Source organism: Candidatus Zixiibacteriota bacterium, from assembly GCA_016933955.1.
Classification (GTDB): Bacteria; Zixibacteria; MSB-5A5; order GN15; family PGXB01; genus JAFGTT01.
In genome coordinates this window covers 20212-36091 of sequence record JAFGTT010000032.1, presented here as the reverse complement: position 1 = coordinate 36091, position 15880 = coordinate 20212, and the positions used below count along the sequence as shown (strand labels likewise).

Here is a 15880-nt window from a genome sequence, read left to right as displayed (position 1 = left end):
CAGAAGGTAAGAAAAGTCCTTCAAGGAGTGACTTATGAGCAAAAAGCTATATCGATCGAGAGTTGACAGAAAAATAGCCGGAGTCTGCGGCGGGGTCGGCGAATATTTTGGGGTCGATCCAACCTTGGTACGTATCCTCGCCATTCTCTTGGTTTTTGCCGATGGTATCGGCCTGATAGCCTATATTGTGGCCTGGATTATAATGCCTCATCGGCCATTCGGAATGGAGGAGACAAAACCGGTTTATGATAACAACCAATGGAAGAAATTCTGGCCGGGCGTTCTTTTAATCGGTCTTGGGATAATCTTTCTGTTAAAAAATATATACTGGTGGTTCGATTTTTGGGATTTCTTCTGGCCGGCCATATTGATAGCCGTTGGACTGGCCCTGATTCTTCATCGCAAATCGGGTTCCATTGACACGACCGGCCCGATTCATAATGCGGGGGAGGTGAACTGATGAATGGCAATATCATCTGGGGAATAGCCCTGGTTCTGGCGGGATTTCTTTTCCTCGCCGACCACGCAGGGTTTATTGATATCGACATTGTTGATCTCTGGCCTTTGATCCTGGTGGTTGTAGGTCTGGAATTAATCCTGAGGAAACGGTACCGGGTGGAATCTACCGAAAAAGCCGGTGAGGGAGGGCTGTAGTATGACGCCAAGCAGATTTCGCTGGGGAATTCTGTTTATTACGATCGGGATTATACTGCTTCTGAATAATGCCGGGTATCTCGATTGGGATTATTGGTACGAATTATTAATCTGGTGGCCGCTGATTCTGATTGCCATCGGAATCGAAAAGATATTCCTGCGAACCAGATTGCAATTTATATCCTACCTGGCGCCTTTGATTCTGGTGGCGGCAATGGTTTATGTGGCGGCGGATGTCGGGGCCGATAATTATCGGGGCAGTTTTTTTACATCATATAGCTGGGATGCCGATGATGAACCTGATATAGAGTTAATAGAAGCCCGGGTGGAACACGGTGAAACAGACATTTTCGTCAACCGTACCAGTTATAACCTGGCTTCAGCCCGTTTTGACCGTTTTATGCGTAAGCCCGATATCGACTTCAATACCAGGAACCGGGTGGCTGAAATCAATATATGCGAATCGGCCCACCTTCACAGCGGTATCTATTTCAGGAATGGTTCCCGCCGGGATGACTGGCAACTGGCTTTTTCCGATGAAAAACCGCTTAAGCTGGAATGTCTGGGTGAAAATTCCAATGTCAATCTATATCTGGAATCGGTTCCGGTCGAAGAATTGACGGTCGAAAACGAAGATGGGGATATTTATCTGAAAATAGGTGACAAAACGCCCTTGGTTTCGGTCAGGATTGGAGGTATCGACAACAGCCTCAAAATCAAGCTCCCTAGTGGCTGTGGAGTTAAGGTTTTGGGCGATAAGTATGGCAATTATCTGGAAAGAATCGGTTTTGGGATCCTGGCCGATGATTATGTTACCAATGGCTTTGATACATCCGGTATTAAGGTTTCTTTGATACTTCCCGAAGAGTTGCGTCACTTCTCCATAGATTTTTACTGATGGTTTTGGGGAGACTAAAGGAGAGGGTCGCAGAGGCGGCCCTCTTTTTTAATGACTGCTTAAGGCTGCCTTAATTAATAGGCAAGTTATTGTATCATATGCAATTATCGGCTTGACGGAATCAGTTTTTTGATTATATTTATTATAATTTGGGTTTTTGATACGGGGAGGAAAGGTAAAAAAAGTCTTGCCTCCGGGATCGCCGGGAATGAACGAATACTTTATGGAATGGATATCAGGTATGAAAAAGTTCTGTTTATATAATGTCATAATATTGATTGTGGTATTTCTAATGCCGGGCAATTTATGGTCGGCCAATCTGGTTGATGTCGATATCGTACCGATCGGGGAGGATACGCCGGTCGATACGCTTTATTCGAATTTGGAATATGTTATCAGGATCTGGATTGAAAACGATGTTCATCTGGCCAGTATGAATCTCGGGTTCGTTTTATGGTCAGATGATGGTGCGGTAGTCGATATTTTGTCTAAACCGGGTGGTTTCGGCGACCTGATGACAGTCAATGTGATTCCCGGATGTCGTATGTGGGATGAAAACGCCACCCATCGGACGGTCTGGGACGCTACCAGCGGATTGATTACCAACGAGACGTATTTTGATGGAGTAACGCCGGATTCGATCATGATTGGAGGATTCGGGGCGGTGAATGGCCTTTTACCGGGTGATCTGGAGGAGATGATGACTTTTCATATTATCGCCCATGAACCGACCGGACCAGCCACATTTTGTTTTGACAGCACTTTTATCCCTCCGGCTGGAGATTTCCTTTTTGCCGATATTGAATCCAACGGAATAATTCCCGAGGTAGGCTGGCTCGAAGGGGGACGATGCTGGCCGGTGGTAGCCTGCCAGGATGATGATAATGATGATGTTTGCGATATCAATGATAACTGCATCACGGGGTATAATCCCGACCAGGCCGATACGGATGAAGATGGATTAGGAGATGTATGCGACAATTGCCCGGCTATTTCCAATATTGACCAGGTTGATACTGATAATGATAATATCGGTGACGATTGCGATAATTGCCCGGAGGCGGCTAATCCGGATCAAGCCGATCAGGACTTTGACGGCAAAGGTGATATCTGCGATAATTGTCCAACTGCGGCCAATCCCGATCAACTCGACAGCGATGGAGATGGCAAGGGGGATGCCTGCGACAGTATCCTCTGTGCTGATACCAATGGCGATGGCCGGGTGAATATTCTGGATGTTACCTATTTCGTTAATTATCTTTATCGCGGCGGATCGAAACCAAAATGCTCAGAATGAAGATCGATATATAATGAGGATCGATTTTCATTGAGTCGCATCATTTGTGTTTGCATTCCCGGCTGATTATATCTATAATGTTGATCCAGAAGACGTGGATTGAATGTATCGGTTTATTTTTTTTATATTTGCAATATTGTTGATAATGTCGGGGTGCGGCCCCGGGAGTGAAACTCCGGGCTGGAAAAGCTCCGGGGTTTTAAGGATCGGGACCGACGCCACCTATCCTCCTTTCGAAATGGTCAACACCGAGACGGGCAACCCCGAGGGTTTCGATATTGATATTATCAGCGCCGTCTGCCGGATAAACGGATGGGAACCGGAGTTTATAATCACGCCTTTTGACGGTATAATTTCCGGATTAAAGAGCGATAAATATGACTGTATTATATCGGCCATGACGATTACACCCCAGCGAAAAGCCATTGTTCTTTTTTCCGAGCCATATTATCTGGCCGGGCAGGTAATTGCGGTTCCGCAGGGAGACACGATAATACATTCAACGGATGATCTTCGGGGCCGCAAAGTCGGGGTCCAACTTGGGACAACCGGGGAGAGAATGGCCAAATCGTTACCCGGGGTATCGGTTTTTTCTTTTGATAATATCGGGGCGGCTTTTATCGATATGGAAAACGGGCGAATCGACGCGGTATTGAATGATTTTCCCACAACTACTGAGTATATCCGGCTTAAGGGCCGGGCCAAAATTGTCGGTGATTTGTTGTCCGAGGAATATTACGGTATTGCTGTGGCCCGGAAAAATATTGAATTACTGGAAAAGATCAATACCGCCCTGCGGCAGATAAAAACCGATGGCGAGTATGATAAAATCGCCGCCTGCTGGTTTCCCGGGGGCGATTTTATTCGGCCGGATTCTTCATCGGAAAACTGACATTCCGTTCGAAGGCGTAATTATTTCTCCAAAACTACAAAAAGGAGTTGATTTTTCCCGGCTTTTCTTTATGATATAGGGCTTATGTCGAAACCATATAGACTTTCCGTAATGGATGGAAAGGTAATTGCGATTGATGGCCCGGCCGGTTCTGGAAAATCCACGACAGCCCGGATGTTAGCCGAGAAGCTCGGGTACCGTTATCTGGATACCGGTGCCATGTATCGGGCGGTGACGCTGTTCGCATTGGAAAACGAGGTCGCCGTCGATGATGTTCCCCGGCTGGAAATTATTGCCGCCAGAATTGCAATTGATTTCAAGATTGAAAATGGTATCAATCACGTCTTCCTTAATGGAAAGGATGTTACCGAGGCCATCAGATCGCCGGAGGTAACCAAAGCGGTTTCACCGGTATCGGCTCTGGCCGAAGTTCGCCAGGCGCTGGTAGCCCGGCAAAAAGAAATGGCCAAAGAAGGCGGGGTGGTGGCCGAGGGCCGAGATACCACGTCGGTAGTTTTCCCCGAGGCGGATCTTAAGATTTACCTGACCGCTTCGCTTGAGGAACGGGCCAGACGGCGGATGATTGATTTTGCTCACCAGGGGATTTCCAGCACTCTGGAGGAACAGGTGCAACTGGTGGCCAAACGTGACGAGTATGACAGCCAGAGAAAGGCCTCGCCACTGGTCAGGACCCGCGACGCGGTTCTGATCGATACCACCAATATGAATGTCGAAGAACAGGTCGAAAGGATAATGATACTGGCCAAAGCCAGGTTTAAGCAGATATGAATCTGATGTTCTGGTTGGGATGGATAGTCATCAGGTCTGTCGCGGTCGTGGTTTTCAGAATCAGGATTATGGATAACAGGAATATTCCAGCGGAGGGGCCGTTTATCCTGGCCTGCAATCATATTTCGTATTACGATCCGCCCCTGGTCGGGGCATCATCGCCGCGACTGGTGCATTTTATGGCCAAGAAGGAATTGTTTCGTAATCGCCTGTTTGGCTGGCTGATAAGCGCTACGAAGGCTCACCCCATCAACCGACGGGGTTTCGACCGGAAGGCCATTGAAATCACCACCGGTATTCTCAAATCCGGACAGGGGTTGACTATATTCCCCGAGGGAACGCGTTCCCAAAGTGATTCATTTCTGTCGCCCCATCCGGGAGTCGGTTTGCTGGCCCGCCGGAATATGGTGCCGGTGGTACCGGTTTATATTAACGGGGCCAATCGGCTGAAGGAGTGCTTTCTGGGGCGAAACCGGCTGGGGACGATTTTCGGGCGGCCGATCGGGACGGATAAGATCGCCGAGTTTTCCGATGACCGGGAGGGGTACCGGAATCTGGCGGTGTATATTATGGAACGTATCGGGGAGCTGAAAAAGGAATTTTTGGATCGGAATGGCCTGACGCCGGAACCGGTTCACTGATGGAATAATATTTTTTCGGGTCGATATTAATTTTGTCGACGTATAAGACACGAATATCCCGCCCGGGCGGATGCCGCCCAGGGATAAATATAGACGAAGGAGGACCTTTCCAAAATGGCTGAAGCCAAAAAGAAAACTGCAACAAAATCCACAACGACAGGAGGTGATGCACTTCCCAAGCGCACCAAGCGTAAAGCGGCCAAGTCAAAAAAGACCAAGATCCAGAAAGTAAAACTGGTCAAGTCCGAAAAGACTGAAAACGTTGTCGGGACGGAGGTGGTCGAACAACAGACCGTCGAGAAAATCGAAACCGCCCGGACCAGGCGTCTTTCCGAAAAAGCCGCTGCCCGTGAGGAACAGGCCGAAGAAAAGAAGGCCGATATCGTTACAGTCGATGCCATGAAGCTGACCGATATCAACAGCCGCGAGTATTCCGAGGAGGAGTACAACCGGATGCTGGAGCTGTACGAAAGCACCATCAAGGATATCAAGGAAGGCGAAATTGTTTCGGGGACAGTCCTCGGTGTATCCAAGACCGATGTGATTGTCGATGTCGGGTTCAAATCCGAGGGGATTATCCCCCTGACCGAATTCCCGGAACCCATCAATATTGCCGTGGGCGACCAGATCGAAGTCTATTTACAGCAGATCGAGGATGCCAACGGCCAGTTGATTCTTTCCAAGCAGAAAGCCGATTTCATGATTGTCTGGGATAAAATCCATGAGTGTCATGATGCCGGTGATCTGGTGATCGGGAAAATTGTCCGCCGGATCAAGGGCGGCGTGGTGGTCGATATCATGGGTGTAGACGCCTTTCTACCCGGTTCACAGATTGCTTTGAGACAGGTTCCCGATTTCGATGCCCTGATCGGCACCGAGATGGAACTGAAGATTATCAAGCTCAACAAGAACCGGAGAAATATCGTGGTTTCCCGGCGCGTGGTTCTCGAAGAGGAGCGCGAGTCGAAGCGGGGTGCGCTGCTGAAGGAAATCGAGGTTAACCAGGTTCGCGACGGGATCGTCAAGAACATCACCGACTTCGGTGTTTTTATCGATCTTGACGGAGTCGATGGCCTCCTGCATATCACCGATATGTCGTGGGGGCGGATCAAACATCCCAGTGAGCTGGTTTCGTTGGGCGACATCATCAAGGTCAAGATTCTCGATTTTGACGAGAAGACGTCGCGCATTTCTCTCGGGTTGAAGCAGTTGACGCCGTACCCGTGGGAAAATATCGAAGAGAAATATCCGATCGGCAAGAAAGTTACCGGCAAGGTGGTTTCAATCACCGACTACGGTGCATTTGTGGAACTGGAAAAGGGAGTCGAGGGATTGATTCATATTTCCGAGATGTCCTGGACCCAGCATATCAAGCACCCGTCGAAGATCATGAATGTCGGCGACAAGATCGATGCTGTGGTGCTTTCGGTGGACCGCGAGAACGAGAAAATATCGCTGGGTATCAAGCAGATGGAACCCGATCCATGGGAGACCATCGAGCAGAAGTACCCGGTCGGTAAGATCGTTTCCGGCAAGGTTCGCAACCTGACGGCTTTCGGCGCCTTTATCGAGCTCGAGGAGGGAATCGACGGTCTGATTCATATCTCGGATATGTCATGGACCAAACGGATTCAGCATCCCTCGGAGCTGATGAAAAAGGGCGATAAGATCGATGTCCGGATTCTGCGGATCGATCATGAAAACCGCCGGATTTCCCTGGGGTTCAAACAACTCAAGAACGATCCCTGGCCGGATATTGCCAAGAAGTACGCCGTCGCGACCGACTGCCTGGGGACGATCACCCGGGTGCTGGATCGCGGGGTGACGGTGGAGCTGGATGGCGAAGTCGAGGGATTTGTCCCGACCCATCAACTGGGCAAGGAAGATCTCGAGAATCCCGCCGATGCCTTCAACGAGGGCGACCAGATTCCGCTTCAGGTGATCGAGTTCGACCGCCAGGCGCACAAGATTGTCCTGTCGGTATCCTCGTATTACAAGAAGCGGGAGCAGTCCGAACTGGATCAGTTCCTGGCCAAACATCCGACCCGAACGGTTTCGATGGGTGATGCTCTGGCGGCCAAAACGCCGGGGATGATATCCACCGAGCCGATCGAATCGGCCCCGGAACCATCCGATGAAATTCCGGTCGAAACCCTGGAAAGCGAATCATCGCCGGCCGAGACGACGCCCGATACGGCGGAGCCGGCAGGTGGTGAGGAGAGCGGGGAAAACCCGGAACAGGTGTAAGGATTGCCTGATCGGTTGAGATAGATCATAGTTGATTATGATAGAAAGCGGCGAGCCCTCGCCGCTTTTTTATTGGGGGAATTTGTATCAAGACAGAATCAGGACTAATTAAAATTCATTGCCGATTAACCGGTCGTGTATTATAATTAACGAATATCTCGCTACACCAGACAAAATGCCCGGCTCTCGATTTTGATTTCTTTGAATATGCTTCATAGAGCGGGAGGGAGCCAACATGCCACTATTCGAGATTAATCAGGAATATCAGACCTTAAGAAGTGAACTTCGAGAAGGAATAAGATGGATATTTGAAAGACCGCTTTTGATTGTTACCATTTGTGCGGCGGCCTTCAAATTTCTGGAGAAATCATACTTGGTTTTCATTCCCCCTTCTATAACCGCGCTGTTATTATTTAATTTATGGTTTACCGCCAATCGGTTGCGGAGTGCCGCCAGAATTGTCGCGTATATCCAGGTGGTGCTTGAAAGTGATGATAAAAAGAACTGGAGAGGCTGGGAAACATTTTTGAGAGAATATCGAAGATGGAAGAAAAGCAGAAGTAAGAAGGAGGTAAGAAGAATTGTTGAGGAGAAACTGGATAAAAGCGCTATTCCGGATTCCATGATGTTTTATCCCCCGATTTTCATGTTTCATATTATTATTGTATTATCTGCCTTAGTAATTTCTTTTTGTCTGGCATATAACGATCGTTCGGTTTTATTCATTTGTATGGGGGCATGTACAGCCCTGGCGGCAATAATATTTTTTATTTATGCTTACATGTTCAGGCCGTCATTGATGCGTGTTTTAATCGAGGAGAATATAGTCGTGTGCAGGGAAGTGATGAATGAGAGGATGTTGAAGGATAATGTATCGGAAGAGGTTTAATTACAAGTGATATTATAAAGGAAAACAAAATATGGATATATCATTGGGACCAGTTATAACCATAATAAACGGAGTATTTAATCTCTAGAATTGTCCTTGGTATTAGCAATTATTCAGAAACTGATTTAAATATGATATGCGAAGGTATAATCAATAACAATCAGATTTCTGGGTGTTCGGCTATAAATAATAGACTAAAATCGTTCCTAAATCAAAACAAAGAGAGAATAAAGAACGATTTATTTGAAAAGGCCGTGAGGGCTTTGTAATAAAATACATTGTTGATTTTCAGGTAGAGGTTCCTAACGAATACCCTTTATCTAATCCATTCGGAACACCAACCTCAGCAATTTAAAATCATCAAAATGACTTCAGCCAATAGCCCTTAACAACTTCATTCCCCCTCTTTATTTTTGCCTGCCGAATGCGTATATTAACCGTATGAAACGGGTGGCGTTTGAAACTGTCGGGTGCCGGCTCAACCAATATGAGACCGAAAAAATCGCGGCCCAGCTGACTCTGTGCGGGTTCGACCGGGTGGAATTCAATGATCCGGCCGACCTCTATATTATCAACACCTGCACCGTGACCGGCCGCGCCGACGCCTCATGCCGCAATATTATTTCCCGGGCCGCGCGACGAGAAAACAATCCGCCGGTGGTGGTGATCGGCTGTTATGTCGATGCCGACCGGGAAAAAGTGGCCCGTCTGAACGGGGTCGATCTGGTGGTCAATAACAATGAAAAGACCGCCATACTGGAAATGCTCAAAAACCGTTTCCCCCACCTGTTCGAAAACGGCCAGACCGCCGAACAACCGAAAGCCATAAACGAATTCCACGATCACAACCGGGCCTGGATTAAAATCGGCGATGGATGCAATCAGCGGTGTTCATACTGCATTATCCCGATGGTGCGGGGGCCCCTGAATAACCGTCCGCCCGAGGAAATTGTTGATGAAATCAACAACCTGGCCGCCCACGGATACAACGAAGTGGTGTTAACCGGGATTCATATCGGGATGTACCGCTATGGTGATCTCGAATCACCGGCCGATCTGGTGCGATATATATTGAATAATACCAATATCTCTCGAATCAGGCTGTCATCGATCGAACCCCAGGAGGTTGATACCGATCTGGTGCGGGTGATCAACGAGGGGGGCGAACGGGTCTGCCGACATCTGCATATCCCGCTTCAGTCCGGATCGGATCGGGTCCTCAAACTGATGCGCCGTCCGTACGATACCGGGCGGTATCTGGAAATCATCCGGTATGTTAAAGAAAACATTCCGGAAGTTGTAATCGGGGCGGATATAATTGTCGGTTTTCCCGGTGAAACCGAGGATGATTTTGCCGGATCCGCGGCGGTGTCGGATTCCGGGTGGCTGGATTATCTTCATGTGTTTTCATACTCCGACCGGCCCGGGACAGTCGCGGCCGAAATGACGGAGAAAATCAATCCCGATATTATCAAGAATCGGAACCGGGTTTTAAGAGAAATTTCCAGAAAGCATTATACTCTGGCTTTAAAAAGAGAGATCGGGCAGGTTGCTATCGCGATCTCGGAGCATAGATCAAAAAGCGGCCGGCATTACTGGGGAATCACCGATAATTATCTTAAGGTGGTCTTGCCGCTGGAATCAGGGGGCGGCAAAGAACTTCTCCGGATAAAAATAACCGGGGCCACGGACCGTAATCTCACCGGCGAAATTATCCCCGGTTGAATACATATATAATGTAGCGGTCTTTTTTCTTTAATCCATATCCGACAATCCGAACAATTTTACCTGACAATCAGGAAAACTTTTCTTTTACGATTCCTTTTTTCCGCCCGCCGGCTTTGCTCTCATGTCCGCAACCTATTGTGATGTAGTGCGTTGTGGCAGTTGAAACAATGTTGGCACAACCGTTGCTTAATGAATTGTCGGAAAACTATAGTCAGGACTATTGATATGGCTGATGATAAAGATAAGAAAGCTGAGAAAGTCGAAGAGGAAGTTTACGGATTGGACGATGAGCCGCCAAAGAAGGCCTCGCTGATAGATCGATTCAAACCGTACTTGATTCCGGCCGGGAGCGCCTTCGGGGCGTTTGTCCTGGCCGCCGTTCTGTTTCTCTTTGTCTTCAATGGAGACAATGATAAACCCGCGGGTGAAGAGACCTCATCAACGGAAACGGTGGAAGTCAGTCATGAGACGGCCGCCGGTGAAACGGTTTCGGACGAGCACCAGAAGAAAGCCATACCTCCTGATAATATAGCACATAAAGAGACCACGGGCGGCAAGACTGATTCGGTTTCATCAGGCTTTACCAAGAAGGATGTGGACATACTTGAAATCGATACGGCCGCAATAATGAAGGAACTGGATTTCCTGTTCTGGACGCCGGAGATGGAAAATTCGGCTGAAGAGCTGGGAATGACTCCGAAAGATTCATCGGATACGCTCAACTGGATTGAGAAGCAGATGGACAGTCTGAACCGTCGCCGGGTGGAAATCGACAGCCGGGAAAGGCAACTGAAGGCGCTTGAATATACGGTCGGGCAAAGCCTGGTTAAACTGGATCAAGCCGAGTCGGCCCGGATTATCAAACTGGCCCGGTTGTACGACGGAATGAAACCGGATGAAGTTGCCAAGCTGTTTGCGAATCTTCCGGATTCGATTGTGACGGCAATACTACCAAGGATGAAACCGGCCAATGCCTCGAAAATTCTGGCTATGATGCCTCCCAAGCGGGCGGCCAAACTTTCGACCCAATTAATCACGGTGAAGGTGGATTAGATGAATCCGTTTCTGCTGACAATGAATCTCCTGAATACCGGCACCGGACAGGTTGATGTGACCGGGAAACAGCCGGCCGGAAATCCGGCTGATGTGTCGGGTGGAGATTTCATGGATCTTCTTCTGGAAGGGATACAAATATCGGATGGAGAAGAGGATGCAATAGGCGGTAAGGGATTACTTGATATTCTGCCGGAAAATAAAAAATCGGCATTATCGGGGGATAATCAGGAGACGATTCTGTTAAACGATTTATTCCTTAAGGCCGGAACGACGGAAGTCTTGCTGACTGGAACATGGCCGGCTGATAGTCAAGACAAGGAACAGGCCATATTATCGCTCTCGGGACAGGATGACTCTGAACAAGTATTAAACGATATTCTTTTCGATAGAATAAATTCTGATGTCAAAGGGCTGGTTAATATATCGGCGGAAAAAACCATGCCGGTTGAGAATATGATAAATACCGGACAGGAACCCGAAACGGAGGTCTCCATTCCGGGATTGGAAGGGCTGCCGACCGAATCGTTATCAGATAAAGCATCATCATTAAATAGCCGGTTATTCTCCGCAAATACCGTTGTACCCACGACGGGATCATCGACCAGACACCTTGATATATTTTCCGGGTTAACGGATAATAGCGCAATCGAGGAAGATCCGATGGTACTCGGGAATTCGGATCAAAAAACGGAGACAAACCTTAAGGTTTCGGTATCATACATAACCAAGCAAACACCGGATATGGCCAATTCGAAGATGGCCGAGAGTATGACCCGGTTACAGAATGCGCTCAACATTAATGAGGTTGAGATCAGCGATTCGAAGATGAAACCCGAGAATGACGGACTGAAAGCCGATTCGGAAATTTCCGCCGGTGAAAATGATCATCAGAAGAATATGAAATCAGTTTTATCGCGTCCAGGTATGGCGGTTCATATTACCAAAGACACCAAGGCTATCAAATCAGAGGATGCCGGCAGGAACCAATCCAGGCAGGTTGAAGCAGGTCAGTCGCAGACAATGGAAGCCGTTAAGCCGGTTGAAAGCGGTGATGGAAGGACAGGTTCTGCCGGACCGAATTCTACTCATGTCGAGGAAAAGAAAGAGCCGGATTCAAATGGAATAATAAAAGCGAATAATACCGCAGGAGAGTTATCGAGCAAGAATGCTGTTGATCTTAAGACAACATCGCCGGAGATCACTCATACGGCGGCTGCCGATTCAGGCAAATCAGGCACAACTGCGGACACTAAAGAAATAACGCCGGTTCGGTTTGTCCTTCCGGACAATGTTAAATCGGAAGGGACCAATAATAATCGCACGGTATTCATCAAGCTCGAACCGGAGCATCTGGGAACGGTCCGCCTGACTTTGAGCTCGCATCATGATGCTATCTGCGGCCGCATGGTGGTCGATAATTCCACCGCCCGGGCGGCTGTTGAAAGCAATCTTCAGCAGTTATTCGAGGGATTGTCGTCCAAGGGGATCAAGCTGGATTCCTTCCAGGTTTCAATCGGCGGCGGTCAGATCGGGCAGAAATATTCGCCGGACAGAATGTCATCGCACGGGCGTTACCGCTATGATGTAAACCGTCAGGCAAATCGGATATCAACGGAAATGACATCAGTCGACCGATCTTCCGGAGTGGGTCTTTATATCGGTTCCGGGGGAGTCAACTGGCTGGCTTAGGAGATAATTATGGGTATAATTTCACCGGTTGCAACCGATGCCAATGGCAATGAAATCGCCACCGGGTCCTTGAAAGAGCTGGGAAAAGACGATTTTCTTCAGCTTTTGATTACCAAGATGACCCACCAGGATCCGCTGGATCCCATGGATGATGAGGCTTTTATCGCCGATTTGGCCCAGTTCTCAAGTCTGGAACAGATGAGTAATATCAATGAATCGCTCAGTGAGTCGTTGAATTGGGATTACCTTCAGATGCAGACTATCAACAACACCATGGCAACCTCGCTGATCGGCAAAGATGTCGAGGCCACTTTCAGTGGTGTTTATCTGGACAGTGATAATACACCTATGATCGGCTATACCACCACCCAGTATGCCGACAAGGTTACGATAACCATATCCGACATTAACGGCTCGGTGGTTCGGACCATTACCGAGGAAGATGTTGCGGCCGGTTCCAATACCATCGTCTGGGATGGTAAAGATGATGACGGCGAGAGACTTGATGACGGGTACTACCAGGTCGAGATATCGGCCATTGACGCCAGCGGCGGCAGTTTCGATCCCTCGACCTTTATCCAGGGTCGCGTCGATGGTGTGGTGTATCGGGATGGTTCGGCATATCTGAAGGTCGGCGGACTGGAAATACCGTTGTCCGGCGTCAATTCTATCAGCGAATCGGATGAGAATGAGGGCTGAGAATGAAAATCAGTGATTTTAACAGAGAAGTCCGCCTGCTGGAGATTGCCAATCGCGGCATAACGGAGCAGGCAAATCAGTCCGAAGAGAAAGCGGCATCATTCAAGACGACTTTCTCGGAGGAATTATCGCGCAGTCAGGGACTGAGTATTTCCAAACATGCCCAGCAGCGGCTGTACTCTCGGGGGATTGAGTTGTCGGATGAGAAGCTCAGTCAGCTTTCACAGGCGATTGACAAAGCGGCTCTGAAGGGATCGAAGGATACTCTGATCCTGGATGATGATGCCGCCTACGTGGCCTCGGTTCCAAGCCGGACCATAATAACGGCCTTCAGTCGCGCCAGTTTGCAGGAGGGGGTTTTCACGTCGATCGATTCGGCCGTGATACTTTAGAAAAATAGTGTTTAATAATAGTCTAAATGATAATCGAGGCTGGACTCCGTTCATAGACGGAGAGGCCTTGCCATTGGGTAAGGAGGATTTACTGTTATGATGGCATCAATGTTCGCCGGGGTTTCGGGACTTAGAAACCACCAGGTCAAGATGAATGTGATTGGCAATAATATCGCCAATGTCAATACCGTCGGTTTTAAAACCGGCCGGGTAACTTTCCGTGAGGCCCTGGTCCAGACATACAAAGGTGCCGGCCGTCCCTCGACTATATCGGGCGGAACCAACCCGCTCCAGCTGGGATTGGGGATGGGGGTTTCCACGATCGATAATCTTTTCCAGCAGGGCGGTCTTGAGACTACCGGGCAGATTACTGACCTGGCAATCCAGGGGTCGGGATTCTTTGTGCTGTCTGACGGTAGCGGCAAGTATTACACCCGGGCCGGAGCTTTTGGATTCGATGCCAATTCGACCCTGGTTGATCCCTCGACCGGAATGTTTGTCCAGGGAAAGATGGCTGACGCCAACGGCAATATTCCGTCGAGCGCGGTGGTCGGCAATATCACGCTGCCATTCGGTCAACAGGATCCGGCCAGTGCCACAACGGCTGTTACGCTGGGCAACAATCTTAATTCGGTGGCGACCGATTCGGAAGCCACGTTGCAGTCGGCCGGGACAACGGGAATCAACAATGTCACCGGCGATGCCGTGGACGGCGCCGGCGGCGTCCACACCCTGACAATTACCGGAGCGCAGGCAACGACCTCGACCTTCACCGGGACCAATACCAGCGGGAGTGCGCTGTCGGGCAGTATGACTCTGGCCAGTCTCGGGATAACCGATACCAGTAATTTTACCCTGTCCCGGGATAATGGGACTCATATTGATGAAGTAATGGGATTAACGGTCAATTCTACAATCAATGACCTGATCAATGCCATCAACCAGATCAGCGGCGTCAATGCCGAGCTGGTGGGCGGCGAAATACAGATCACTCGGGAACGGGCCGGTTCAGGCGTTGACTACAATATTCAATCTTCGGCGGCGGTCGCGGGGAATATTGTCAATGAGATATTCGGAGGCGTCTTTACAGCCAATAACGGATCCGACCATACTTTTGTCTGCCAGGATGTATTTACTCCAACTGGAGCCGCGGCTCTGACCCCGGTGACGCTGGATATTGTGGTCGATGATACTTCCGGTCTGGCAATCGGTATTGACGGTCTGGGTGACGGAGGCGTGGAAATCGACACCCTGAGTGGTTTGAGCGCCGGGACGGCGGTTATTAACACGGCCGACACAACCCATGCCGCGTCGATTACGGTTTATGATGCCCAGGGCGGCAAACATGCCTTGACACTGGAATTTCTCAAGTCGGCCAATCAGAACACCTGGACCTGGACGGCGTCCTTTAACGATAACGAGGTAATCACCGGTGGCGGCAGCGGGACGGTGCAGTTTAACCCCGATGGTTCACTTCTGTCTTTCAATTTTAATGGCGGGGCCACGGCCCTCACGTTTGATCCGGGAACCGGGGCCGGTCCGATGTCGGTTAATATCAATTCCGGGACGATCGGCGAATATGACGGATTGACCGGATTCGCCTCGGCTCATACGGCCTCGATCCTGACGCAAAATGGATACAGCCTGGGGATTCTTGACAAAATCTCAATTGATAAAGCCGGCAATATTATCGGCATTTTCACCAATGGTGTCAGCCGGGTGCTGGCTCAGGTGATATTGGCCGATTTCAATAATCAGGCCGGTTTGCTTAAAGCGGGACAGTCGTTGTACCAGGCTTCGGCCAACTCCGGTGACGCTATCGAGGGCGTGGCCGGGGAAACGATTTCGGGCGTGATTTCATCGGGGGCCCTGGAAGCGTCCTCGGTCGATATTGCCTCGGAATTTACAAGCATGATTACGGCTCAGAGAGGTTTTCAGGCTAATGCCAGGATTATTACCACCTCCGACAACATGCTTGATGAACTGGTAAACCTGAAGAGATAACAGGT

The 15880-nt window shown here is 49.2% G+C and carries 15 protein-coding genes; all 15 read left to right on the top strand.

Features of this window, described 5'->3' with window-relative positions:
* Positions 1-34 precede the first annotated feature (34 nt).
* Positions 35-460 (top strand): PspC domain-containing protein, encoded by a 426-nt coding sequence (locus tag JXQ28_11450; protein ID MBN2278347.1) that lies wholly within the window; start codon positions 35-37, stop codon positions 458-460.
* On the top strand, positions 460-654 hold the full coding sequence (locus tag JXQ28_11445; protein MBN2278346.1) for a hypothetical protein: 195 nt from the start codon (positions 460-462) through the stop codon (positions 652-654). The genes JXQ28_11450 and JXQ28_11445 overlap by 1 nt, the downstream gene beginning before the upstream one ends.
* Before the next feature lies 1 nt (position 655).
* Positions 656-1552 (top strand): hypothetical protein, encoded by an 897-nt coding sequence (locus tag JXQ28_11440; GenBank protein MBN2278345.1) that lies wholly within the window; start codon positions 656-658, stop codon positions 1550-1552.
* A 208-nt stretch (positions 1553-1760) separates the two neighbouring features.
* Entirely contained in the window at positions 1761-2849 is a 1089-nt protein-coding gene (locus JXQ28_11435; protein MBN2278344.1) for a thrombospondin type 3 repeat-containing protein, read from the top strand.
* Positions 2850-2994: 145 nt separating this feature from the next.
* Positions 2995-3741 carry a basic amino acid ABC transporter substrate-binding protein gene (locus JXQ28_11430; GenBank protein MBN2278343.1) on the top strand — a complete coding sequence of 249 codons (747 nt, stop codon included), beginning with the start codon at positions 2995-2997 and terminating at the stop codon, positions 3739-3741.
* 111 nt (positions 3742-3852) lie between these two features.
* A complete protein-coding gene (locus tag JXQ28_11425) occupies positions 3853-4530 on the top strand; it encodes a (d)CMP kinase (protein MBN2278342.1) in 678 nt (225 codons plus the stop codon).
* A gap of 5 nt (positions 4531-4535) precedes the next feature.
* On the top strand, positions 4536-5171 hold the full coding sequence (locus JXQ28_11420) for a 1-acyl-sn-glycerol-3-phosphate acyltransferase (GenBank protein ID MBN2278341.1): 636 nt from the start codon (positions 4536-4538) through the stop codon (positions 5169-5171).
* Between the two features lie 114 nt (positions 5172-5285).
* Positions 5286-7418, top strand: a complete 2133-nt coding sequence (gene rpsA / locus JXQ28_11415) for a 30S ribosomal protein S1 (protein ID MBN2278340.1) — start codon at positions 5286-5288, stop codon at positions 7416-7418.
* A 235-nt stretch (positions 7419-7653) separates the two neighbouring features.
* Positions 7654-8307 (top strand): hypothetical protein, encoded by a 654-nt coding sequence (locus JXQ28_11410; GenBank protein MBN2278339.1) that lies wholly within the window; start codon positions 7654-7656, stop codon positions 8305-8307.
* Between the two features lie 441 nt (positions 8308-8748).
* Positions 8749-10032, top strand: coding sequence for a tRNA (N(6)-L-threonylcarbamoyladenosine(37)-C(2))-methylthiotransferase MtaB (gene mtaB / locus JXQ28_11405; protein MBN2278338.1), 1284 nt, complete (start codon positions 8749-8751; stop codon positions 10030-10032).
* A gap of 228 nt (positions 10033-10260) precedes the next feature.
* Complete coding sequence (locus tag JXQ28_11400; protein ID MBN2278337.1) at positions 10261-11088, top strand: hypothetical protein; 828 nt, start codon at positions 10261-10263, stop codon at positions 11086-11088.
* Positions 11089-12780, top strand: coding sequence for a flagellar hook-length control protein FliK (locus tag JXQ28_11395; protein MBN2278336.1), 1692 nt, complete (start codon positions 11089-11091; stop codon positions 12778-12780).
* Between the two features lie 9 nt (positions 12781-12789).
* The gene (locus JXQ28_11390) at positions 12790-13479 is read left to right on the top strand and encodes a hypothetical protein (GenBank protein MBN2278335.1); all 690 of its coding nucleotides are present in this window, start codon (positions 12790-12792) and stop codon (positions 13477-13479) included.
* A 2-nt stretch (positions 13480-13481) separates the two neighbouring features.
* Positions 13482-13871 carry a hypothetical protein gene (locus JXQ28_11385; protein ID MBN2278334.1) on the top strand — a complete coding sequence of 130 codons (390 nt, stop codon included), beginning with the start codon at positions 13482-13484 and terminating at the stop codon, positions 13869-13871.
* Between the two features lie 96 nt (positions 13872-13967).
* Positions 13968-15875 (top strand): flagellar hook-basal body complex protein, encoded by a 1908-nt coding sequence (locus JXQ28_11380; GenBank protein ID MBN2278333.1) that lies wholly within the window; start codon positions 13968-13970, stop codon positions 15873-15875.
* The last annotated feature ends 5 nt before the right edge of the window (positions 15876-15880 follow it).

Coding starts and splice junctions, on each gene's coding strand:
- JXQ28_11390 (MBN2278335.1), top strand. CDS start 12,790: ATGGGTATAATTTCACCGGTTGCAACCGATGCCAATGGCAATGAAATC.
- JXQ28_11400 (MBN2278337.1), top strand. CDS start 10,261: ATGGCTGATGATAAAGATAAGAAAGCTGAGAAAGTCGAAGAGGAAGTT.
- mtaB (MBN2278338.1), top strand. CDS start 8,749: ATGAAACGGGTGGCGTTTGAAACTGTCGGGTGCCGGCTCAACCAATAT.
- JXQ28_11380 (MBN2278333.1), top strand. CDS start 13,968: ATGATGGCATCAATGTTCGCCGGGGTTTCGGGACTTAGAAACCACCAG.
- JXQ28_11425 (MBN2278342.1), top strand. CDS start 3,853: ATGGATGGAAAGGTAATTGCGATTGATGGCCCGGCCGGTTCTGGAAAA.
- JXQ28_11435 (MBN2278344.1), top strand. CDS start 1,761: ATGAACGAATACTTTATGGAATGGATATCAGGTATGAAAAAGTTCTGT.
- JXQ28_11420 (MBN2278341.1), top strand. CDS start 4,536: ATGTTCTGGTTGGGATGGATAGTCATCAGGTCTGTCGCGGTCGTGGTT.
- JXQ28_11440 (MBN2278345.1), top strand. CDS start 656: ATGACGCCAAGCAGATTTCGCTGGGGAATTCTGTTTATTACGATCGGG.
- JXQ28_11395 (MBN2278336.1), top strand. CDS start 11,089: ATGAATCCGTTTCTGCTGACAATGAATCTCCTGAATACCGGCACCGGA.
- rpsA (MBN2278340.1), top strand. CDS start 5,286: ATGGCTGAAGCCAAAAAGAAAACTGCAACAAAATCCACAACGACAGGA.
- JXQ28_11450 (MBN2278347.1), top strand. CDS start 35: ATGAGCAAAAAGCTATATCGATCGAGAGTTGACAGAAAAATAGCCGGA.
- JXQ28_11410 (MBN2278339.1), top strand. CDS start 7,654: ATGCCACTATTCGAGATTAATCAGGAATATCAGACCTTAAGAAGTGAA.
- JXQ28_11445 (MBN2278346.1), top strand. CDS start 460: ATGAATGGCAATATCATCTGGGGAATAGCCCTGGTTCTGGCGGGATTT.
- JXQ28_11430 (MBN2278343.1), top strand. CDS start 2,995: ATGTCGGGGTGCGGCCCCGGGAGTGAAACTCCGGGCTGGAAAAGCTCC.
- JXQ28_11385 (MBN2278334.1), top strand. CDS start 13,482: ATGAAAATCAGTGATTTTAACAGAGAAGTCCGCCTGCTGGAGATTGCC.